Source organism: Arthrobacter sp. ISL-85, from assembly GCF_018613675.1.
Classification (GTDB): Bacteria; Actinomycetota; Actinomycetes; order Actinomycetales; family Micrococcaceae; genus Arthrobacter.
On sequence record NZ_JAGGPQ010000029.1, the window covers coordinates 15,045 to 35,864 of the forward strand.

Genomic DNA, 20,820 nt, shown 5'->3' on the forward strand with positions numbered 1-20,820 from the left:
CACCCATTCTTGAGGCGTCGGACTAATCCTTCTTGAAGGCGTCCTTGACGTTCTCGCCTGCCTGCTTCAGGTCCGATTTGGCCTGGTCGGTCTTGCCTTCGGCCTTCAGGCTCTCATCGCCCGTTGCGCTGCCGGCAGCTTCCTTGCCCTTGCCGCCAAGCTTCTCTGCGGCGTTGCCGATCTTGTCATCCAAACCCATGGAGTTGCTCCTTACAGTTGGTGCTCTCCCTGGCCAAAGCCAGAGCCTGACCCCTCCATACTAAGCATGCTTTCGACTTTTGGTGCCCATTCGACGCCGTACTTTTTCTGGCGGCGGGAGGTTCAGGCGCGTTCCAGCAGCGCCAGGTAGCCCTCGAGCTGGGCCGCGTGGCCAAAGTCCGTCTGCCCCTCGGGGGCGAGGGCCGCCTCGATTTGCGCCCCGAGCAGCATGTTCAGCAGTTGGCCGGCCAGGATGGAATCGTCGACGGCGGCGCGTACATTGCCGCGGTCCCTCGCCTCTGCCAGGAAGCGGCGGATCGCCACCAGCCGCTGAGCCATTGACTCCTGGTGGATCGCGGCCTTCTGCCGATCGTTGATTGCCTTCTGCCAGAACGGGACCACGATGCGTGCCTCATTGACACGCTCTTCATCCAGGGGGAGGACTTCGAGGCAGAAGGCCCGCAGCGCGTCCAGCCCTGTCCTTCCGGCGGTGACCTCTGCGATCCGCAGGTTGGTCCTGTTGAAAACATGGCTGAAGGCGAATTCGAGCAGGGTGTCCTTGGTGGGGAAGTAGGGTTTCAGGGCACCGTTGGCAAAACCTGCCTCTGTGGCAATCTCGCGCATTGTGGCACTTTCGAGGCCCTGCCGGGCGATGATCCGCCAGGTGGCGTCCACGAGTTCCAGGCGGCGCTCGTCATGGTCAACTATCTTCGGCACCGCGGCCACTCCCCGGAAATTTTCGCTCAGACTCTTGTTATCCATCGTACGGACGTTTATTCTCTACAACCATAGAAAATAAACCCAGTGGCCGGAGACGGCCCGGACGAAGGCTTTCCCATGACTCTTGCCCCCACCGAAACTGCATCAGCCTTTCGCTTGGCCTCCGCGCCGGAAATCCTGGAGGTGCGCTCCATCCTGCGGCTGGAAGGCCACCTGGGCCCGCAGCACCGGATCGCCTACCTGGGATTGCTGGACCCGGCCCGGAGCAGCGATCCCACCACGGCCGAGCGCCGCTTCCGGGTGTTCATCCACGACGTCACCGGGGCGGCGCCTCGCGACGTCGTTGTCTCCACCACGCAGCAAAAGGTGCTCTCCGCCGTCGACCTTGACACCGCGGTGACCGGCGAACTGCCGGTCCTGGAGGAGGAATTCGAAGTGGTGGAATCGCTTCTGGCCACTGATGAACGGTGGCTCAAGGCGCTCGCGGACCGCGGTCTCGCCGTCGAAAAGGTTCGTGTTGCCCCGCTCTCGGCCGGCGTTTTCGAATACAGCGAGGAGCGGGGACGCCGCATCCTGCGCGGGCTGGCGTTCGTGCAGGACTTCCCGGAGGACAGCGCCTGGGCGCACCCGGTGGACGGCCTGGTGGCATATGTGGATGTGGTCAGCAAGGAAGTCACCCAGGTGATCGACCTCGGCGCCATGCCCATCCCCGCCGAGCACGGCAACTACACGGATCCTGAACTGACCGGGCCAATCCGCGAAACCCAGAAGCCCATCAGCATCACCCAGCCGGAAGGGCCCAGTTTCACCGTCACCGGAGGCAACCACGTGGAGTGGGAAAAGTGGAGCGTCGACGTGGGATTCGATGTCCGCGAAGGCGTGGTCCTGCACAACCTGGCGTTCCAGGACGGCGGCCGGAAGCGTTCCATCATCAACCGCGCGTCGATCGCCGAAATGGTGGTGCCCTACGGCGACCCGTCACCCATCCGGTCCTGGCAGAACTACTTCGACACCGGCGAATACCTGGTGGGCCAATACGCCAACTCCCTGGAACTGGGCTGCGACTGCCTCGGCGAGATCACGTACCTCAGCCCAGTGATCAGTGACGCATTCGGAAACCCGCGGGAAATCCGCAACGGCATCTGCATGCACGAGGAGGACTGGAGCATCCTCGCCAAGCACTCGGACCTGTGGAGCGGCGTCACCTACACCCGCCGCAACCGCCGCCTGGTCATCTCCTTCTTCACCACCATCGGCAACTACGACTACGGCTTCTACTGGTACCTCTACCTGGACGGCACCATCGAGTTTGAGGCGAAGGCCACCGGCATCGTATTCACCTCCGCGTTTCCGGCGGGCGGCTCGGACAACATCTCCCAACTGGCCCCCGGCCTGGGCGCACCCTTCCACCAGCATCTGTTCAGCGCCCGGCTGGACATGGCCATCGACGGGTTCACCAACCGGGTGGAGGAGGAGGACGTCATCCGCCAGGCGATGGGGCCGGGGAACGAGCGCGGCAACGCCTTCTCCCGCAAGCGCACCCTGCTGGCGCGCGAGTCAGAGGGCGTCCGGGAGGCCGATGCCCGGGCCGGCCGGACCTGGATCATCTCCAACCCGGAATCCCGCAACCGGCTGGGGGAGCCCGTGGGCTACAAGCTCCACTCCCACAACCAGCCCACGCTGCTGGCTGACCCTGGCTCCTCGATTGCCCGCCGCGCGGCGTTCGCCAGCAAGGACCTGTGGGTCACCCGGTACGCCGAGGAGGAGCGCTACCCCACAGGCGACCTCGTCAACCAGCACTCGGGCGGCGCCGGCCTGCCCGCCTATATGGCGCAGGACCGGGACCTCGACGGCCAGGACATCGTAGTGTGGCATACCTTCGGCCTGACCCACTTCCCGCGGATGGAGGACTGGCCCATCATGCCCGTGGACACGGTGGGCTTCAAGCTGCGGCCCGAGGGGTTCTTCGACCGCAGCCCTGTCCTGGACGTCCCCGCCAACCCGAACAAGCCGGAATCCTCCTGCCATAGTGAGGGCGGCAGCGGTGGCTGCCACTAGCCTGTCCGTCCCACAGTGCAGGGAAAGCACGACGGCGGCAGGGCGGGCCCGTGCCAACGGTCCCGTCCTGCATCCCCGCTTCGTCGCCGTGGTCACCGCCGTATCGTGCGTCGCCCACGTGTGCCTGGCGGTGTCCGGGCACCACGGCGCGTGGCCCAGCGGCCTTATGGTGACGGTCGCCGCGGGCTGCGTTCCCTGCACGGTTCACATCTGGCGGCACAGCAGGGTGGCTGCGCTGCACCAGGTCGCCGTTGCCGCCGTGGCCATGGCTGCCCTCCACGCCGTCCTGCTGTTTGGCGCCAAGGGTTCCGGACACGCGCACGGTGGGACGCCGTCGTCGTCCGCTGCTGCTGACCCCGCCGGCAGCGCCCAACTGCTGCTGGTCATCGGCCTGGAACTGGCCACGGCGCTGCTCGCCGCCACGCTGGTGGCCCGGCTCCGGCGGTTGCACCGGTAGGCCGGGAAGCGTCAGCCGGCAGGGACCCCCAGCGGGCGGGCGACGTGCAGCTGGCCGTGGTCAACCAGCCATTGGACGGACTCGAAGATGGCCTGCTCGGGCTCGTAGCGGGGCGCATAGCCCAGCATCGACGCGGCCTTCTCGATGCTGAAGCACTGGCTGCGGTAGAGATGGCCCCAGCTGGACTCCGCGTACTCCTGCGAGGTGTTTTCGCGGAAGCGGTCCCATGAAACCGTCTCGAGCACCGCGGCGTGCCCGAACCAGGCTGCGGCGATGTCAGCATAGCCGCGGACCGTGAGTGCCGTCGGGGCAACGATGTTGAAGTCCTCACCGGTGGCCGCTTCCGGGCGGCCGATGGCCTTCTCGAAGGCCTGGGCGACGTCGTCGGCGTGGACGTGGTGCATCAGCTCGGCGCCGCTGCCGGGAACCCGGAGGGGCTGCCCGGCGGAGATCGTCTGCCAGACGGTGGGATCGAGGTTTCCGAGCGGGCCGATGGGCTGCCAGCCCGGGCCTACGATGTGGCCGGGGTGCAGCGACGTGGTGGCCAGGCCGCCGCGGGCGGTTTCCTCCTGGAGCATCAGGGCGATCCTGTTCTTCTGGATGCCGTACTCGCCGAAGGGCTCAGCGGCGGAATCCGATCCTTCCCTGATGGGAAGCTTCAGGCTCTGGCCGTACCGCCAGATGGAGCCGCAGTGCAGCAGGTGTCCCACTTCGCCGCGCAGCCGCTGGACAAGTGCGGTTGCTGATTCGAGGGTGAAGCAGACCAGGTCCACCACGACGTCCGGCTTGAGGGCGGCTACCCGGTCCGCGAACGTTCCGTCCCGGTCCTCCGCCTGCCGGTCTGCGCTGACCTGGCGCACCTGCTGCCACTCCGGTGCGTCCGTGTAGGGCTTGCTGCTGCCGCGGCTGATGTTGGTAACGTCGTGGCCGGCCCGGACCAGCCGGGGGACCAGGAACGACCCGATGTGGCCGCTGCCGCCGATGACGGTGACTTTCATTGCTCTCCGATCGTTGTGTTCCCTCCACCGTAGGGCTGAAGCCGTAGTTAAGGGAGGTCCTGGCGGGCCTCCCTTAGCTGCTTGCTCCTGGCGTAATCACGCGGGCTTTGCGTATTCCGCTGCGCTCATCACTTCGTAGCCGACATAGGTTTCATCGCCCTCCACCCAGGCGTCATGGCCTGCCGGAATGGAGTAGGCATCACCGGCGCCGATGGTCATGCCCGTTCCGTCGGTCAGCTGCACGGTCAGCGTCCCGGCGATGCAGAAGCCCAGGTGGTTGACCTGGCAGCTGTCCGTATGGACCACCGTCTTGACGGTTTCCGACCAGCGCCAGCCGGGCTCGAAGGTGAAGCGGCCCAGCGTGGTGCCGCCAAGGGTAACGACGTCGACCTGCGTCATGGGCGGGCGGCGCTTTTCATCGGGTTGGTCGAAGGATTTGGACTCCAGGTCCTTCACGGTAACTGCGGGCATTGCTGGCTCCTTCATAAGGAGTGGTTATTGAGTTCATCCGGGGCTGTGCGCGCCGGGAATGGGCCTGGCAGGGAGGGATGTGCCCCTCCAGAGCCTGCCGGCCCTATGGATTAACGCTCTCAATCTGCTCCTGCACGGAGCCCGTGTCAATGACGCTTTTCCTGCTCGAACCACTCCCGCGCCGGGTTGGTCACCGAGGGTGCCGAGCGGTCCAGGCCCGGCTGTGCAGCCCACCGCACGCCGTTGGCCAGGACCCGCTGGACCTGCGGGTGGTGGTACACCGGATACTCCTGGTCGCCGGGGCTGAAGTAGAAAATGCGTCCCTTACCGCGGGTAAACGTGACGCCGGAACGGAACACCTCGCCGCCCGCGAAGGAGCTGATGAAGATTAGGTCGTCCGGGTCCGGGATGTCGAACAGCTCGCCGTACATCTCCTGCTCGGGGATGACGATGGGGCTGTCTACGCCCTCGGCGATGGGATGGGAGGGTTTCACGGTCCAAACCAGCTCTCGTTCGCCGTCGTTCCGCCAGGCCAGGGAGCAACTGGTCCCCAGCAGTTTGGTGAAGATCTTCGAGAAGTGCCCCGAATGGAGCACGATCAGCCCCATTCCACCCAGTACATGCCGGCGGACGCGGTCGACGACGGCGTCACTCACCTCAGCATGCGCGATGTGTCCCCACCAGAGCAGTACGTCCGTCTCCGCAAGCACCTCCTCACTGAGGCCGTGTTCCGGGTCGGTGGCCAGGACCGCCGTCGTGATGTCCCCGTCGGGATAATAGGAGCGGAGGCCGGCCACGATAGCTCCGTGGATGCCCTCCGGGTACATCTCCCCGATGTGGGCCGGCTCGTTGTTCGCCTCGTGCACGCCCTCGTTCCACACCCGGATCTTCAGCTTGCCGTCCACTAAAGTCGAACCTCCCTCTGCTCCAGCGCTGACTGGTAGCACGCATCGATAATCTGCGCACGGTAAAGCGCCAGCGAACCATCATGCCGGGCCCAGACCTGCTCGCCGCCGCGGACTGCGGTGACGAAATCCTCCACCACTGCGTCATGGGCACGGCCCGGCAGGACGGGGGGCAGGTAGTCCGCGGACTCGCCGTCCTTGTCGGTGAACACCCGCAGCTGTCCCACCGGTGGGAACGGGGCGCCGTGCACCCTGAGCTCGGCGCCGCCGTCGGTTCCGTAGACCGTGAAGTCCAGCTGGTCGTCCGTTTCCCGGTACGCCGCCCAGCTCGCCTCGACCAGCAGTGTTGCGCCGCCCTCCAACCGCAGGAACGCCGAGGCGAAGTCCTCCACCTCGAAAGCGTGGCTGGTGGCCTGCGCGGAGTACCGGCTTCCGCCGCCCCGGCCCTGCGGGCCCAGCTCGGCATGGGTGGCCGCGGAGACCGCCACCACCTTGGGTTCGCCGAGGAGGTGCAGGGCGAAGTCGAGCACATGGACGCCGATGTCCGCCAGCGGTCCGCCGCCGGCCAGTTCCGGGTTGGTGAACCAACTGCCCAGCGTGGGGATGCCGGCGCGGCGGAGCCAGGATGCCTTGGCGTAGTACGGCCGGCCCAGCCCGCCGTCGTCGATGACGTCCTTAAGCGCCTTGATGTCGCCGCGGCGCCGGTGGTTGAAGGCGACGTCCAGGACGCGGCCGGCCTTGCGTGCGGCGTCCACCATGGCCTGGCCTTCCGCAGCGTTGCGCGCGATGGGCTTCTCGCTCAGGACGTGGATTCCCCGTTCCAGGGCAGCGATGGTGATGGGGGCGTGCAGGAAGGTTGGCACTGCCACGCTGACGGCGTCCAGGCCGCCGTGGTCCAGCATGTCCTTCCAGTCGGCGAAGGCATTGGGAATCGAGTATTCGGCCTGCAGGGTGCCGCGGAGTTCCTCCTCCATTCCTGCCAGCGAGACGATGCTGACACCGTTCAGGCCGGCGTAGGCCTTCAGGTGCTGCTGGCCGGCCCAGCCAATGCCAATGACACCAACCCGCAGTTCCTGGGCTGGCGGCTCTTCCGTGCTGGGGGCCTGCTGGCCTGGGGACTGCTCATTATTCAAGGGCTCCTACCTCTTCCTGGCTGACTTACCTGGCGTGACCACCCGTACCCTGCATTTCGCGGATCATGCAATTGCCGTGGCTGGCCATGGATACCGGCAGGAGCAGGTAACTCCTGCGCGCCGCGTGACGCCTGAAACTCGGGTGTAGGTGGCTGAAACCATCATTTAACACGGCTGAAACCTACCCAAAAATTGCCGCCATACATTGGTACCAGACGGCAAAAGCCACCCCTCTGCTGAACGTGGTTTCTCCGCCACCGTTCCACTTGGCGCAACGGCGCTGACGGCAACCGACCGTTGTTTTTCGCATCTTGAAAGGGGTTTCCCATGGACTCGGGAAATGTCGCTTGGATTTTGGCCAGCTCGGCGCTGGTATGCATGATGATTCCCGCCCTGGCCCTGTTTTACGGGGGTATGGTGGGGTCCCGCCGCATTCTGAACATGATGATGATGTGCTTCGGCGGCGCCAGCCTGGTTGCCGTGCTTTGGGCACTGTTCGGTTACTCGATGGCCTTCGGAAATTCCGTGGGCGGCCTGGGACTCATCGGTGACGTCACCGAGTTCCCCGGCATGGGGCAGCTGCTGGCCAAGGACGATTCGGCGTCCATTCCGCTCATCCTGTTTGCCGCATTCCAGTTGTTCTTCGCCTGCGTCACCACCGCACTTGTTGCCGGCGCCGCCGCGGGCCGTATGAAGTTTGGCGCATGGATGCTCTTCGCCGGCATCTGGGCCACGGTTGTGTACTTCCCCATCGCCCACTGGGTGTTCGCGTTCAACTCGGCGGACGGCAGCACCGTTGGCGGCTGGATCGCCAACGGCATCAAGGCCATCGACTTCGCCGGCGGCACGGCGGTCCACATGAACGCCGGCGCCGCAGCACTGGCTCTTGCCTTGGTCCTGGGCAAGAGCTCCGGCTGGCCCAAGGTGGAACACGCCAAGCCGCACAGCCGGCCGCTGGTGTTGCTGGGTGCAGGCCTGCTGTGGGTTGGGTGGTTCGGCTTCAACGCCGGTTCCGCCCTCGCCGCCGGCCAGTCGGCGTCGGTGGTTTTCCTGAACACAGCCGTGGCCGCCTCTGCCGGACTGCTTGCCTGGGCCCTCGTGGAGCGGGTACGCCACGGCGCAGCCACCAGCATGGGCGCCGCCTCCGGCCTGATCGCCGCGCTGGTTGCCATCACGCCGGCCTGTGGTGCGGTCAGCCCGTTGGGCGCCTTGGCCATTGGCGCGATCGCGGGGGCTGTCTGCTCCCTGGCCATCGAATGGAAGTTCCGCCTGGGCTTCGACGACTCGCTCGACGTCGTCGGCGTCCACCTGGTGGGCGGCATCATCGGCACGCTCCTCATCGGGCTGTTCGCCACGGACAAGGCCCCGAACGGTGTCAGCGGCCTCTTCTACGGCGGCGGCCTGGAGCAACTGGGCATCCAGGCGATTGCCACCGTCAGCGTCCTGGCCTACTCCTTCGGCGTCACCTGGATCCTGGCGAAGATCCTGGACAAGACGATGGGCGGACTCCGCATCAAGCCCGAGGACGAACTGCGCGGCATCGACCTCGCAGCGCACTCCGAACTCGCCTACCTGATGGACGAGGATCCGGTGGACCTGGGCTCGCCGCAGCGGGTCTAGCCCGCACTTCCCGCACAAGCTGCCGGGCGCCCGCCTGCTGGGGGCGGCGCCCGGTGCGGGCGTAACGCATTCGCGAGCCACGTGCCGCAAGGCGCGTCCCAGCGCTCGAGTCAGGGCCAAACCTTGGACCGGTGCCGGCAACCGCCGGCTTATAGTTCCGGGGTTTGGCCCTTCGGCGCGCCTGGCAGCTGCCGGATGTTCCGCGACTAATGCTGGATGCAGATTCGGTTCCCGTCGCGGACTTCCAGCCGGGCGGATACCAGCAGGTGTTGCGGACTCCGACGCGCAAATGCCTTCGCGCGGCGCACATTCCCCGGCGCTACGGATGTTTGGGCCGCGAATCGGAACGTGCGCGTCGAAAACCTCGAAAGCGCGGCGCACGCCCTACTCCTTGAACAGCCCTGCCAGGTCCTCGGCCGTGATGGCTCCGCCGGCCATGGCATCGCCTTCCAGGACGTCAGCGAACAGCTGCGACTTGCGGGTCTTCAGTGCCATGACCTTTTCCTCGATGGTGTCCTTGGCCACGAGCCGGTACACCATCACGTTCCGTGCCTGCCCGATCCGGTGCGTCCGGTCCACGGCCTGCGCCTCGGAGGCCGGGTTCCACCAGGGGTCGAGCAGGAAGACGTAGTCGGCCTCCGTGAGGTTGAGTCCGAAGCCGCCGGCCTTGAGTGAAATCAGGAACACCGGCGCGTTGCCGTTCTTGAACTCGCTCACCACATCGGCGCGGTTCCGGGTGCCGCCGTCGAGGTAGCAGTACTCGATCTCCTCCTGGTCCAGCCGTTCCCGCACCTTGCCCAGGAAGCCGGTGAACTGGCTGAAGATCAGCGCCCGGTGCCCCTCGGCCACCAGGTCCTCGAGCTGCTCGAACAGCACATCCAGCTTGCTGGACCGGACGGCGGACAGGGCCGGGTCCACCAGCGACACGTCCAGGCTGAGCTGCCGGAGCAGGGTCAGCGACTGGAAGATGGTGAACCGGTTCTTGTTGACGTCCTCGATCAGCCCCAGGATCTTCTGCCGTTCGCGCTGCAGGTGCGTCTGGTAGACCTTCTGGTGCCGCGGATTGAGCACCACCTCCAGGATCTGCTCCTGCTTGGGCGGCAGGTCCTTGATCACCTGGTCCTTGGTACGGCGCATCATCAGCGGCCGCACACGGCGCCGGAGCTTCTCCAGCTGCCCCTTGTCGCCGTTCTTCTCCACCGGCTTCTGGTAATACTCGGCGAAGCGCTTGGGGCTGGAGAACAGGCCCGGCGCCACGATGGACGTCAGCGCCCAGAACTCCATCAAGTTGTTCTCCAGGGGGGTGCCCGTGATGGCAAGCTTGAACGCCGCCGGCAGCTTCCGGGCGCACTGGTATGCCTTGGACTGGTGGTTCTTCACGAACTGCGCCTCGTCCAGCACCAGCCCGTTCCAGGTCCGGGAAGCGTAGGCCTCGTAGTCGATGCGGAACAGGGCGTAGGAAGTGATCACGACGTCGGCCCCGCCAAGTGCCTCCGCCACGTCCCGGCCGCTCTTCCCAAAGGTCTCGCCGACAGTCCGTACGGTGAGGCCAGGAGCAAACCGCGCCGCTTCGAGGGCCCAGTTGCCCACCACGCTGGTGGGCGCCACCACCAGGAAGGGCGCGACGGCGGCGGGCGGGGCTCCACAGTCAGCGGCCGCACCGCCGTCGGACGAACCATCCGCGTCCAGGGCGGCAGCGGCTTCAACAGCCAACTCCCTCGCCGCACACATCAGCGCCAGCGCCTGTACGGTCTTGCCCAGGCCCATGTCGTCGGCCAGGATGCCGCCCAGGCCGTGTTTGTAGAGGAAGCTGAGCCAGTTGTAGCCTTCCAGCTGGTACGGCCGCAGCTCGGCGTTCAAGGTGGCCGGCAGCGGCAGCCCGTCCGTGCCGCCTTCCAGGAGCCCGCCCACGGCGGAACGCCACGCGGCGGCCTGTTCGTCCACGATTCCCAGCTGCGCCAGCTCATCCCAGAGTCCCGCCTGGAACCTGCTGATCTGCAGCGGCGCATCCTTGTTGTCCTGCAGCGACCTGGCTTCCTCGATCAAAGCCCGCAGCTGGTGCAGTTCCGGCAGGTCCAGCGAGAAGTAAGCGCCGCTGGGCAGCAGCATCTTGGTCTGCCCGGCGGCGAGGGCGGAGAACACGGCGGCGAAGGAAACGGGCTGGCCTTCCAGGGAGATCTGGATGCCCAGGTCGAACCAGTCCCGCTGTTCCGTTGCCTTGGTGGAGATGGACACCACGGGCGCCTCCTCGGCCTCGCGGTAGTCGGCGATCTCGCCCACTGTGTCCACGTCCACGTCCGGCGCTTCCCGCAGCCGCGGGAGCACTTCCTCGGTGAACGCCAGTGTGTCCAAACCTGTCAGTTCGGCGGAGGCCGCCAGCCGGGGAGTGCCCCAGCCGCCTGTGGCGGACTCGCCCAGCGCGTGCACCACGTCCCATGGCTGACCGATGCCCTCCAGGATGCGGGCTTCCGCTGTGTCGTCGCGGTAGCCCTGGTCGCCCGGGTGCCGCCACAAGGGCTGGGCTGTGACCAGCTTGCCGGTCTTGTAGTGCCACTCCCAGTGCAGCCGTACCCGGTGGTCCGCGCCGTAGTTGGCCAGCAAGGAGAGGGTGGGGACCGCCAGTTCGGGCAGCTCCACCGATTCGTCGCGCGCCGTCACCCGGGCCGCCTGCTTGAGCTTTGGATAGAAGCCGGTCAGGAACTTCGACTCGTCCTTTGCAGGAATGTGCAGCATACTGCCCGCGGTGACGAACGCCAGCAGCTCTTCGCTCAGTCCGCTCTCAAGCGGGGCCAGCGTGATGGTTCCGTTGGGGTCGGGGACCCCGGGCAGGGCCGCCTCGCCGGCGGTGAAGAAGAGGCCGTGAGCAGGGCGGCCGATCGTGCCTACCGACGCCGGATCAACCTCTTCCCCCTCGATGGTGATGGTGGGCGAAAGTTCCAGACCGGCGTCGGACGTTGCGGCCCCGCCCTCCGCGCCGGCCGGCTCAGCAACGGGAGTACCGTAGCGGCTCAGGGAAAGCCCGACGGCGGCAGGGGCCTCATCCACCCGGACCGGCTCCGTGCCGCGCGAGTGGACCAGGGCGAGCCCGATCTTCCTGGCATCCGATAGCAGGCCCCACAGGTTCCTGCCGGCATAGGAGTTCAGGCTCAGCCAGAGGCCCGCGGAGTTGTGCATCCGGCTGGCGGAGGAGGAATGGCCGGCCAGGAACTCCTGCAGCCATTCAACGTGGGCCTGGTTCGATTCACGCCGGAAGTTCAGGTAGCTCAGGGTGTTCCAGGAAACGTCTCCGCGGATCCACTTGCCCTTGGCCCCCATGATGACGGGCCGGACCTTGAGCTGCCGTACACCGCGTACCGGGTCCCGGCGGCCTGTGTAGGAAAAATGCGGCGGTGGTTCCTCCACCTCGAACTGCAGGGCGAGGGGAATCCCGCTGGCAGTGGGGGCGGAACCGGTGTGGGAAATCAGCGGGCTGAGGGCCTGTTCCCAGTCGGAGAGGGCCGCGGATGGCGTGCGGGACACCTGCGTGGAGGTGGACGGTGCCAGCAGTTGCATTCGGACGGATGGGTTGTCCTCCGCCGCGAAGAGCAGGGCCGCCACGTGCTTGCAGTCTTTGCGGACCGGGCAGCTGCATACGCCCACGGTGCAGCTCCAGCCGCCGCCCCTGCGGACCAGCTTGGCCGTGGTGGAGTAAGGAACCTCCGCGCCGCCCCGGACCTTTCCCAGCATGAGGCCCGTGCCGCCGTCGAACGATATGCCCGAGACCCTGCTCGCCATGGCATAGGCCAGACCGGCCGCCAGGGAGCGGTCGTTGATGGCAGGTGTCTGTATTGCCAGTTCCGCACTTTCGTCCGGTTGGGATGGCATGGTGAGCGCTACTTTCGGCAGGCCGCGGCGGGTCCGGGTCCGGTGGGTGGTTATCTGATCCATCTTAGTTCGCCCGGCGGCTGGCCCATGCCGCCTGGCGCCTTGCCTGGCGGTCCCGAAAACTTCGCTTGACGTTCATTTCCTTCCGATGCTGCCGTGAACCGGCCGCCGTAGCGTGAAAGCGTCCGGAGCAACATCACCGCCCAGCAAGGATCACCATGACCACCACGCACCACCCCGTCGTCCTGACCAGCAGCAGCATTGGAGGCAGGGACGAGGAGGTGGTGGAGGCCAACGCGGCCATCATCGACGCCATGCGCAAGGCCATGCTGCGGCTCGAGGACATGTCCCCGGTGGCCGTCCGGAGCTGCTTGGTGGATTTCTACCTGTCCCAGGCGCTGGAGGGCGGCTTCGCGCAGTATGCCGTCATGGCGGGCGGCCGGATCGCCACGGATCCGCTGGTCCGCGAGGGCATGGCGGGGATGGGCGCCACCGCACACCTGGACCTGTTCAACCGCGCCGTGGAGGCCTACGGCGCCGTGTCCGCCGGAACTGCGGCGTCCTACCTGGCCGGCCGCAGCGGTGAGAGCGGGGCCGTTCCCGGCGCAGTCCTCCGGGTGGATGAGTTGGACGGCGAGTTCGAGGAGCTGCTGGAACACGAGAACATCACCGCCCTCAACGCCCGGTGGCTGCGCGGCCAGCCGGACCTGCTGGTGCTGGACGACGAGGAAGTGGGCCCGTACATCCAGAGGCTGGCGGCCATGGCCCTGGAAGACGCCCGGGAGGCCGCCGGTGCGCGGGAAAGCCACGAACGCGCTGTAGCGGGTCGGTCTGCCCGCACTTCTTGAGCGATTCGGATGCAGAAAAAAGATTCCCGGACACCCGTAACCTTTCCGCAACCGCAGGCGATGTAGTCAATGATGGGTCCGCCCGGCGGGCCCCGTATTGAATGTGTTGTCTAGGTTTTGGAGAAGTAAATGTCTGTATTCACCGTTCTCGCCACCAGCAAAGTCGCTGCAGGAGTCCTCGCTGCCGGAACCCTGGCTGTCGGCGGAACCGGCGCCGCAGCCGTCTCCGGCGTCCTGCCCACGCAGGCCCAGCACGCCGCGCACGAAGTCTTTGGCGCACCTGCCCCCAAGCTCGCAGCTGAAGCAGCGGCTGATGCCCAGGCCACCCCGGCTCCCACCGCTACCGCCGCAGTAGCCGATGCCCTTAAGAGCGCCGACGCCACTGCAGGCGCCACTGCCAAGGCGTCCGAAACGGCTGAGGCCTCCGACTCGAAGGCTACCGCCGGCGCAACCGCATCCGCCACGGCCAACACCGCCGTTGACGCTGCCGGTCCTGCAGCCCTGGGCCTCTGCACCGCGTTCACCCACGGCGGCCTCGACGCTTCCTCCAAGGCGTTCTCCTCGCTGTCCGTGGCGGCCCACGGCGATGCGAACATCAAGAGCTACTGCACCGGGGTCGTAGCCAAGGCAGACGCCGCCGCCAAGGCCGGCGCCGAAACCAAGGGTTCCGCATCCGTCCAGGCTGAAAAGCCCGAGGTTCCCGCAGTACCGGCCGTCCCGGGTGTCGACGGCAACACCACTGTTCCCGCAGTTCCTGCCGTTCCCGCTGTTCCCGCTGTTCCCGCTGCGGGCGGCAACACGGTCCACACGCCGTCAGTTTCGGCCCGCTAAGGGACATTGGCTAGTCTGGACTGCGGCTGCGGCCGCAGTCAGGGCAGCCGGGCGGGGTGCGGAGGGGTTGGAAGAGCGGCCCCTGGCAGCCCCGCAACGAGGCAGCCGGAGTACCGCGGGGACTGGCCGGTCCAAACCGGAAACCGGGGCCGGACGCAGGCCGGACCCCGGAATGGAGGAGCCAACTGGTGCTGGACACTGTGGCCCAAAATGAGATCGACATATTCGACAACGCAGCCGGAACCGACCCGGCCGCGTTGTTCGCTGCTGCCTATCGAACCTTCGCGGGCCCGGTGCAGGGATACCTCAAAGCGCGCGGACTCGATGACCCCGAGGCCGTCACCCAGGATGTCTTCCTGGCCTTCTATCCCAGAATCGGCACCCTCACGGGCGGCCTGCAGGGCGCAAAGTCCCTGATCTTCTCCATCGCCCACGCCCGTATGGTGGACCACTACCGCCGCCTGGAGCGAAGGCCGCAGCTGACACCGTACGATCCCCTGCACGACGGCAGGACCACTCCGTCCGCCGAGGACCAGGCCGTGGAAATGACAGCCGGGGCCGAAGCGATGCTGCAAGGGCTCAGCGAGGAACACCAGGAGGTCCTGGCCCTTCGCGTCGTGGCAGACCTGTCCATCGACCAGGTAGCCGCCATCATGGGCAAGAGCACCGGAGCCATCAAACAGCTCCAGCGCCGGGCCCTGCAGAACCTCAAGGCACTAACGCTCAAGAGAAACCAGGCACATCATGAGTGACACCGCAGGATCCCGCAACGACGGGGCCGTTGACCAGCTCCTGCTGGAGGCGGGCATGGACGACGACGGCCAGCTCCGCCACGCCCTGCTCAACCTGCGTGCCGTGGCGGGAGAGGCCCCGGTACCCTCCGCGGAAATCGCAGCGCTGATGGCAGGCTCGTCAGCTGCCGGCGCCAGTGCGCCCGCCGCCCCGTCCCTGCTTTCGGGGCCGCCGGCTGACGAACTGGCTGCCCGCCGCAGGGCCAAGCGCCGCATCACCCTCACCACACTCTCTGTGGCAGCCTCGCTCGCGGCCGGCGGCGCAGTCGCTGCCGCCTCGGACCAGGGCTTCCGCGACTCCATCTCGCAGCTCAACCACGCCGTCACCTCGTTCGTGGCGGGTTCCGCAGCGGTTCCCGCGGGCAACGCCACCATGACGGTTCCGAGGCCCGTGCCGTCGGCTCCCCGGCCGTCGGCAACCAGCAGCGCGGATGCCGTTCCGCCGGCACCCGCGCCCGCCTCGGCACCTGCCGCCGCGGCGCCGTCGAGCATTCCGGCCCGGCAGGGAAACACCCCCGGCCATGGAGCGTCTCCGCAGAAGCCCTCGGAGGTTCCGGCGGAGCCGGCACTGCCTGCCGGTGTCCCGGGGGATGTCAGGAAGGGCCTGGAACAGGGCCCCAAACTGCCCGTTCCCGTGCCCACCGAAATCCCGCTCCCGGGCAAGGCCCCGGACGTTCCCTTGAAGTAGGCCCGGGCTAGTAGCCCGCCTGGCCGGCCGCCTTGACCATCGCCCCCGATGGGTCCGCCAGGTACCAGACGCCGCCCACGCCCTGGCCCAGGACGTCGCCCGCCTTGGTGTCCTTCGCGAAGTAGTAGAGCGGCATGCCGTTCAACGTCACCTGCTTCTTGCCGTCAGCCGTGGTGATGGTGCCCAGTTTCCCGGTCACTCCCTCTGCGGTGGGGGACGCCGAGGTGGTGGTCAGCGGCGGCCACTGGACCATGCAGGAGCCGGTGCAGGCACTGCTGCCGGAATCCTTGGTGTCCTTGGTGAAGAAGTAGAGGCTCATTCCCTTCGCGTCCACCACAATGGTGCCGGCCGCGGAGGACGCTGTCTTAAGGTCGACGGCGGCACTTGCCTGCGACGATGACGCGGAGGTTGCTGAGGGGCTGGAGGATGCCGCCCCGGAAGAGGCGGCGGTGCTGCCGGCGGCACTGTTCGAGCCGCCCGCGGCCTGGCTGGAGGCTGCCGGCGTGGTGCCGGTGCTGCTGCCGCAGCCGGTGAGGGCTGCCGCCAGGGCCAGGATGACAAGACCGGCCCCGAGATGGTGTTTCATGGTGTGCTCCTTGGCTGTGTGCTTTCTTGGCTGGCGCCTTTTATGGACGTCCCCGTGCTGGATCACCGGGACGCTAACCCCTACGACGCCTCCGGGGGAAGAATGGTTCACAGGTACGCTGCGGCGCGTGCAATTGAACCGTTTCCTGCTTCCGTTCGTGGTAACAGCCGGGAGCGCAGCATGCCGTGGCGTTCCCCGCGGGCAGTGACGTGGACGGGCAGTGGGGGTATCAGCCAGTGATGGGAGGAGCGGGATGCCGCTCGACGACGACGTGGTGGAGGCCATCTACCGTGAACATGGCAGCGCCCTGCGCCGTTTCGTGCTCAGCGCCACCCGCGATCCGCAGCTCGCGGAGGACGTGGTCCAGGAAACCGTGCTTCGGGTCTGGCAGCACGCCCCCGAGGTCAACGGCAGCTTCCGCAGTTACTTGTACCGCACAGCCAGGAACATCATGATCGACAACTACCGCCGGAGCCAGCGCCGCCCGCACGAGGCGCTGGAAAGCAGCCTCACGGACCCCGCCGAGGTGATGGGCCGCGTTGACGAGCTGCTCAACCGGGTCCTGATGGAGGAGGCACTGCTGCGGTTGAGCAAGGAACACCGGGACGTGCTGGTGGCCCTGCATTACCGCCGGTTCACAGTCAACGAAGCCGCGCTCCAGCTGAACATCCCCAGCGGCACGGTAAAGTCCCGCGCCTTTTACGCCCTCCGGGCATTGCGCACCATCCTTGACGAAATGGGGGTGGAACGGTGAACAGCAACCCGCACCACCTGCTCGGCGCCTACATACTGGGCGGCCTCGACCCCGCGGATGTCACTCTTTTCGAGGACCACCTCCAAAACTGCGCCGGCTGCCGGAAGGAAATGGCGGTGCTGGAGAAAGTGCCGATGCTCCTGGATTCGCTTCCCGTCCCTGACGCTCTGGCGCTCAGCGGCGTGCCCGGCGGCGGCGAGGCGGCAGGCTCCGGCGTCCCCGCCGTGCTCTTTGACGAACTGGGCCGCCGCCGCAGGACAGCACGACGGCGGTGGGCGGCGCTGGCGGGGGCTGTGGCCGCTGCGTGCCTGGCGGTCGGGCTGGCAGTGGGGCCCCTGCTTGTCAGGCCGCCGCAGCCGGACGCCACCTACTCCGTAACCTCCGGGGGAGGGCTTCAGGTGAACATCGACATGGCCCGGAAGACCTGGGGAACCGAGCTTGCGGTGAGCGGCAGCAGCCTGCCGTCGGATGGAACGCTCTCGCTGTGGGTGCGGGACAGGGCCGGCGCGGAGGACCGGGCCTGCGCCTGGACCGCCACTCCCAGCGGAAAGGTGAAGGTCACCGGGGCCACGCCCATCCAGCTGGGCAGCATCTCGAGCGTCGAACTGCGCGACGGCGCCCAGCGGGCTGTGGCGGTCATCACGGTTCCGTAGATCTGCGGGTCCCTGTTCCGGCTGCCTGCTTGGTCAACGTTTCCCAGTGCCCTGAACTCCGCCACCAGGCCTTCGTCCTGGCAGGCGCCGGCGAAGGCCTCAATCAACCCCTTGCGCGTACCTGGGGCATGCCTCAACCCAACCAGGCCGGCGGCGGCTACTTGGTCATTTTGGCCATCCGGGCGCGCATGATCATGTACGCGCCATAGCAGATCAGCCCGGCTCCCACTGCTGCCAGGAGATAGGGACCCAGGGGCTGGTCGCGGAGCGCCCGCAGGCCGCCGTCCAGGCCGGTGGAATCCTCCGGATGCTTCTTGAGCGTGGCGACGGCGATGAGCAGGCCGGTCAGGAGGAGCACTGTTCCCTTGGCCAGGTAGCCGGTTACTCCCAGTGCTGTCACGGCCGTCCTGGCCGGTCCCGGAGCCGGCATCCGCAATTGCTTCTGGAAGGACTTCTTCGGCCCCCGGATGCCGTAGGCCACGCCTGCGACGGCAACCGCTACGCCGGTCAGGACCAGCAGGGCAACGCCGCCCGGGGCCTGCATCATGGAAACGGTGAAGTCGCTCGTGGCCTTGCGGTTGTCTCCGCCGGTCCCGGTGCCGGTGACAAAGTGCCAGAGCGTCAGGGCAAGGACGGCGTACACGATCGCCTGGAGGGCGGCCTTGGCCTTGTTCTTGATTTTTTTCTTGGTGGCCTGGTGGTTGAAGTCGAAGATCGCATCGCCAGCCTGCCAGAGCGACAACGCGGCGCAGGCCGCGAAGCTGCCCCAGAGCAGGAACGGTCCAATGGGCATGGTGGCCAGTTCCGCCACCGCACCGCTGAAATCCGCGCTGCCCGTGCCGCCCACCGCCAGCCGGATGGAGATGGCCCCCACCAGCAAGTGGAGGATGCCGCTGGCCGCGAACCCGGACCGGGCCAGGATCTCAAGGACGCGCGAATTGGTGACGTCCTCGGCCTTGTCAACGGCCTGTTTCAGTTCGTCTTTGATCGTCTTTCCTTATGGACGGTGCGGCAGTGCGCTGGTATGCGTGCCCTTCTTACATGAGCAATCGTGCCACGCCGGCAGGGCCCGGAACAGTTGGCCCGGGCATGCTTCCACTGATGGCCATGCTTCCACTGATGGGGAGGGATCCCCATCGCCCCGCCACGTTACCTGTGCAACCATGAGGACCAGCGATTGACGCACACCGCACTTTTTCCGGGGGAACGATGACTTTTTACGGCGCAGACATCAGCCAGTTGCGGGCACTGGCCAAGGCCGCGGACCAGGCAGCGTCACTGTTGAGCAGCCGAGCCGGGTCCCTGCACAGCCAGATCCAGTCCGCGCCATGGAAGGGCCGGGACGGTGAACGCTTCCGCCAGGAGTGGAGCACCAGCCACCGCCCCAGCCTGGACAAGGTGGTGGCAAGCCTGCGGGAGAACTCGAAAATCCTGATGAAGCATGCCGACGAGCAGGAGAAGGCGTCCACTGCCGGGACCGGTGGCTCCAGTGGCGGCACCTGGGACCGGCTCACCTCGATGGCCGCGCAGGCGAAGGAGTGGTTCAAGGAAAGGGTCGAAGAAGCACGGGCGGCCGCCGAACACCGCCGGGAGCTCGAAGCCGGGCTGGACCGGATGCTCAACGCCGGCCCGGAGGAGCAGGCAAAATGGTGGGCCGGCCTGTCCGAAGCCGACCGGATGTACCTGATCCAGGGTGAAGGCAGCGATGGCCCTTTAGCGGAAGACCTCATGCGCATGGACGGCGGTATTCCCGCGTCGGCGCAGGAGCTGGCCAAGCAGCACCTGCAGGAGCTGGCCAAGGCGGACATTCCGGTCTATTCGGAAACGGGCAAGGCCTCCATCGAAGCCCGGGTTGCGTGGGTCCACGGCGGCGCCGAGGTCGGGACCGAAGTGGTGGAGAACGCCGACGGCTCCGCCACCATGAAGGTGTACGGAAACATGGGCCTGGGCGTCAACGACACCACCGGCACGGCGGGGGCCACGCTGACCGGTGAAGTCTCCCGCGAGTACACCTTCGCCAGCGTGGAGGAAGCCATGGCTGCCCGCGAACAGATGTACCGCGACCTCCCGCCGGACAGCATTGGCGAGATCAAGGATGTGGCCGGCAACCCGCCCGGATACATCCTGGACACCATCAATGATGCGGCGAAGGACAACGGTTCCACCGGGCAGACGGACAAGGCCAAGGGCACGTTCTCACTCGACGCAAGCGGTGAGTCCGGCACGGCGTCCGGCGGGGCGAAGCTGGACCTCGCCTACGAGCGGAACCTGACGGATGGTACCTCCACAGCCAGCGGTGAGGTCTCCGCCCACGGCCAGCTCAAGCTGGACGGCCGGGTCTTCGAGGCCTCCGGCAAGGGTGGCCTGCAGGTCAACATGGACAAGGCCAACAACATCGATTCCGTCTCCGTTTCCATGGACGGGACCGTGGCCCAGGGCATCACGTCCGGAGTGAAGACCGAGGCCGCTAAGTTCGATTCCACCGTGACGGCCGGAACCCAGGGAACCGTCAAAATCGACGTCGACTATTCCCCGGAGAACCGGCCGATCATCGACAGCTACCTGCGCAACGTGGCCCTGGGGAATGACACGGGCGCCGCCCATGATGCCGCCAGGCTGTACGAGGCCGGTTCCGCCACCGTGCAGGTGAACTCCGTGGTGACGGCCACCAACGAGGCGGGGTTCGACGTCAAGGTGGGCGAAGTGGAAGTCAAGACCGAGAACCAGTCCACCACCAACGTGTCCACGTACTATAAAGTCCCCAACGACACCAAGCTCGAGAGGCTCTGAAACCAATGTCAGTGCACATTGAATCCCCGCTGGGCTTCACCGCAGACTTTCCCGAGCACACCCAGGTCCTGGACGACTCCACGGCCGGGCCCAACAGCGAGCAGTATGGCCTGCTGGGCGGCGTCCTGGTCACCGTGATCAAGGACGACGCCTCCGTGCAGGATGCGCCGCAGGCCAACGGCTGGGCCCACCTGATGTCGGGCTTCTACCTTGAGGACCGCGGCGGTACCCTGCTGGCGGAAGGCGAGCTGAACCTGCCCGGCAAGGCTGCCTACGCCGTGGTGGTGGGATATGGCGACGACGGCGGCCCGGCGAAGGTTGCAGCCACCGTGGGCGTGTGGGAAAACGGCCGGTTCATCGGCGTCGTGGTCGTCTGGCCCCACCTGGACCCGGAAGCGGAACCGCGCCTGGACATGCTCAAGGAGATCGTGGCCGCCATCAATGTCGGCTAGGAG

Annotated in this window: 20 protein-coding genes; 11 read left to right on the forward strand and 9 right to left on the reverse strand. The window is 66.8% G+C overall.

Translation table 11 applies throughout. The features are described 5' to 3' along the window. Window positions 1–22: 22 nt before the first annotated feature. Both J7I84_RS20005 and J7I84_RS20010 read right to left on the reverse strand, forming a co-directional pair. Window positions 23–199 carry a CsbD family protein gene (locus J7I84_RS20005; protein ID WP_214946270.1) on the reverse strand — a complete coding sequence of 59 codons (177 nt, stop codon included), beginning with the start codon at window positions 197–199 and terminating at the stop codon, window positions 23–25. 122 nt (window positions 200–321) lie between these two features. Further along, complete coding sequence (locus tag J7I84_RS20010; protein ID WP_251046873.1) at window positions 322–960, reverse strand: TetR/AcrR family transcriptional regulator; 639 nt, start codon at window positions 958–960, stop codon at window positions 322–324. Between the two features lie 75 nt (window positions 961–1,035). Here J7I84_RS20010 and J7I84_RS20015 point away from each other — a divergent pair, with 75 nt between their 5' ends. Together J7I84_RS20015 and J7I84_RS20020 are read left to right on the forward strand one after the other, a co-directional pair. Beyond that, window positions 1,036–2,976, forward strand: a complete 1,941-nt coding sequence (locus tag J7I84_RS20015) for a primary-amine oxidase (protein ID WP_214946271.1) — start codon at window positions 1,036–1,038, stop codon at window positions 2,974–2,976. Continuing rightward, on the forward strand, window positions 2,963–3,433 hold the full coding sequence (locus tag J7I84_RS20020) for a hypothetical protein (RefSeq protein ID WP_311381175.1): 471 nt from the start codon (window positions 2,963–2,965) through the stop codon (window positions 3,431–3,433). The genes J7I84_RS20015 and J7I84_RS20020 overlap by 14 nt, the downstream gene beginning before the upstream one ends. Before the next feature lie 11 nt (window positions 3,434–3,444). On the opposite strand, the gene J7I84_RS20025 is transcribed toward J7I84_RS20020, so the two are convergent. The 4 genes from J7I84_RS20025 to J7I84_RS20040 form a co-directional block, all read right to left on the reverse strand. Then, window positions 3,445–4,431 carry an NAD(P)-dependent oxidoreductase gene (locus J7I84_RS20025; protein WP_214946272.1) on the reverse strand — a complete coding sequence of 329 codons (987 nt, stop codon included), beginning with the start codon at window positions 4,429–4,431 and terminating at the stop codon, window positions 3,445–3,447. A gap of 96 nt (window positions 4,432–4,527) precedes the next feature. Continuing rightward, window positions 4,528–4,902 carry a cupin domain-containing protein gene (locus J7I84_RS20030; protein WP_214946273.1) on the reverse strand — a complete coding sequence of 125 codons (375 nt, stop codon included), beginning with the start codon at window positions 4,900–4,902 and terminating at the stop codon, window positions 4,528–4,530. Between the two features lie 146 nt (window positions 4,903–5,048). After that, window positions 5,049–5,807 carry a ThuA domain-containing protein gene (locus tag J7I84_RS20035; protein WP_214946274.1) on the reverse strand — a complete coding sequence of 253 codons (759 nt, stop codon included), beginning with the start codon at window positions 5,805–5,807 and terminating at the stop codon, window positions 5,049–5,051. Continuing rightward, window positions 5,807–6,940, reverse strand: coding sequence for a Gfo/Idh/MocA family protein (locus tag J7I84_RS20040; protein WP_214946275.1), 1,134 nt, complete (start codon window positions 6,938–6,940; stop codon window positions 5,807–5,809). Before J7I84_RS20040 ends, J7I84_RS20035 begins: the two co-directional genes overlap by 1 nt. Before the next feature lie 327 nt (window positions 6,941–7,267). Here J7I84_RS20040 and J7I84_RS20045 point away from each other — a divergent pair, with 327 nt between their 5' ends. Next, window positions 7,268–8,560: an ammonium transporter gene (locus J7I84_RS20045; RefSeq protein WP_214946276.1), complete on the forward strand. Its 1,293-nt coding sequence runs from the start codon at window positions 7,268–7,270 to the stop codon at window positions 8,558–8,560. 384 nt (window positions 8,561–8,944) lie between these two features. On the opposite strand, the gene J7I84_RS20050 is transcribed toward J7I84_RS20045, so the two are convergent. After that, entirely contained in the window at window positions 8,945–12,424 is a 3,480-nt protein-coding gene (locus J7I84_RS20050; protein ID WP_214946302.1) for a DEAD/DEAH box helicase, read from the reverse strand. A gap of 218 nt (window positions 12,425–12,642) precedes the next feature. Between J7I84_RS20050 and J7I84_RS20055 the strand changes: the two genes are divergently transcribed. The 4 genes from J7I84_RS20055 to J7I84_RS20070 all read left to right on the forward strand — a co-directional run bounded on the left by J7I84_RS20055 (window position 12,643) and on the right by J7I84_RS20070 (window position 15,582). Continuing rightward, on the forward strand, window positions 12,643–13,272 hold the full coding sequence (locus J7I84_RS20055) for a hypothetical protein (protein ID WP_214946277.1): 630 nt from the start codon (window positions 12,643–12,645) through the stop codon (window positions 13,270–13,272). 129 nt (window positions 13,273–13,401) lie between these two features. Beyond that, a complete protein-coding gene (locus J7I84_RS20060; RefSeq protein ID WP_214946278.1) occupies window positions 13,402–14,103 on the forward strand; it encodes a protein tyrosine phosphatase in 702 nt (233 codons plus the stop codon). 188 nt (window positions 14,104–14,291) lie between these two features. Beyond that, complete coding sequence (locus J7I84_RS20065) at window positions 14,292–14,855, forward strand: RNA polymerase sigma factor (protein WP_214946279.1); 564 nt, start codon at window positions 14,292–14,294, stop codon at window positions 14,853–14,855. Beyond that, window positions 14,848–15,582: a hypothetical protein gene (locus J7I84_RS20070; RefSeq protein WP_214946280.1), complete on the forward strand. Its 735-nt coding sequence runs from the start codon at window positions 14,848–14,850 to the stop codon at window positions 15,580–15,582. Before J7I84_RS20065 ends, J7I84_RS20070 begins: the two co-directional genes overlap by 8 nt. Window positions 15,583–15,589: 7 nt before the next feature. On the opposite strand, the gene J7I84_RS20075 is transcribed toward J7I84_RS20070, so the two are convergent. Then, complete coding sequence (locus J7I84_RS20075; RefSeq protein WP_214946281.1) at window positions 15,590–16,168, reverse strand: hypothetical protein; 579 nt, start codon at window positions 16,166–16,168, stop codon at window positions 15,590–15,592. Window positions 16,169–16,421: 253 nt separating this feature from the next. Between J7I84_RS20075 and J7I84_RS20080 the strand changes: the two genes are divergently transcribed. Beyond that, on the forward strand, window positions 16,422–16,922 hold the full coding sequence (locus J7I84_RS20080) for a sigma-70 family RNA polymerase sigma factor (protein WP_214946282.1): 501 nt from the start codon (window positions 16,422–16,424) through the stop codon (window positions 16,920–16,922). Next, window positions 16,919–17,575 carry an anti-sigma factor gene (locus tag J7I84_RS20085; RefSeq protein WP_214946283.1) on the forward strand — a complete coding sequence of 219 codons (657 nt, stop codon included), beginning with the start codon at window positions 16,919–16,921 and terminating at the stop codon, window positions 17,573–17,575. Before J7I84_RS20080 ends, J7I84_RS20085 begins: the two co-directional genes overlap by 4 nt. Window positions 17,576–17,732: 157 nt before the next feature. Here the strand turns inward: J7I84_RS20085 and J7I84_RS20090 are convergent, their stop codons facing one another. Beyond that, on the reverse strand, window positions 17,733–18,551 hold the full coding sequence (locus tag J7I84_RS20090; protein WP_214946303.1) for a DUF1206 domain-containing protein: 819 nt from the start codon (window positions 18,549–18,551) through the stop codon (window positions 17,733–17,735). 233 nt (window positions 18,552–18,784) lie between these two features. On the opposite strand from J7I84_RS20090, the gene J7I84_RS20095 reads away from it, so the two are divergent. Then, window positions 18,785–20,365, forward strand: coding sequence for a hypothetical protein (locus J7I84_RS20095; RefSeq protein WP_214946284.1), 1,581 nt, complete (start codon window positions 18,785–18,787; stop codon window positions 20,363–20,365). A gap of 5 nt (window positions 20,366–20,370) precedes the next feature. Beyond that, window positions 20,371–20,817 (forward strand): hypothetical protein, encoded by a 447-nt coding sequence (locus J7I84_RS20100; RefSeq protein ID WP_214946285.1) that lies wholly within the window; start codon window positions 20,371–20,373, stop codon window positions 20,815–20,817. The last annotated feature ends 3 nt before the right edge of the window (window positions 20,818–20,820 follow it).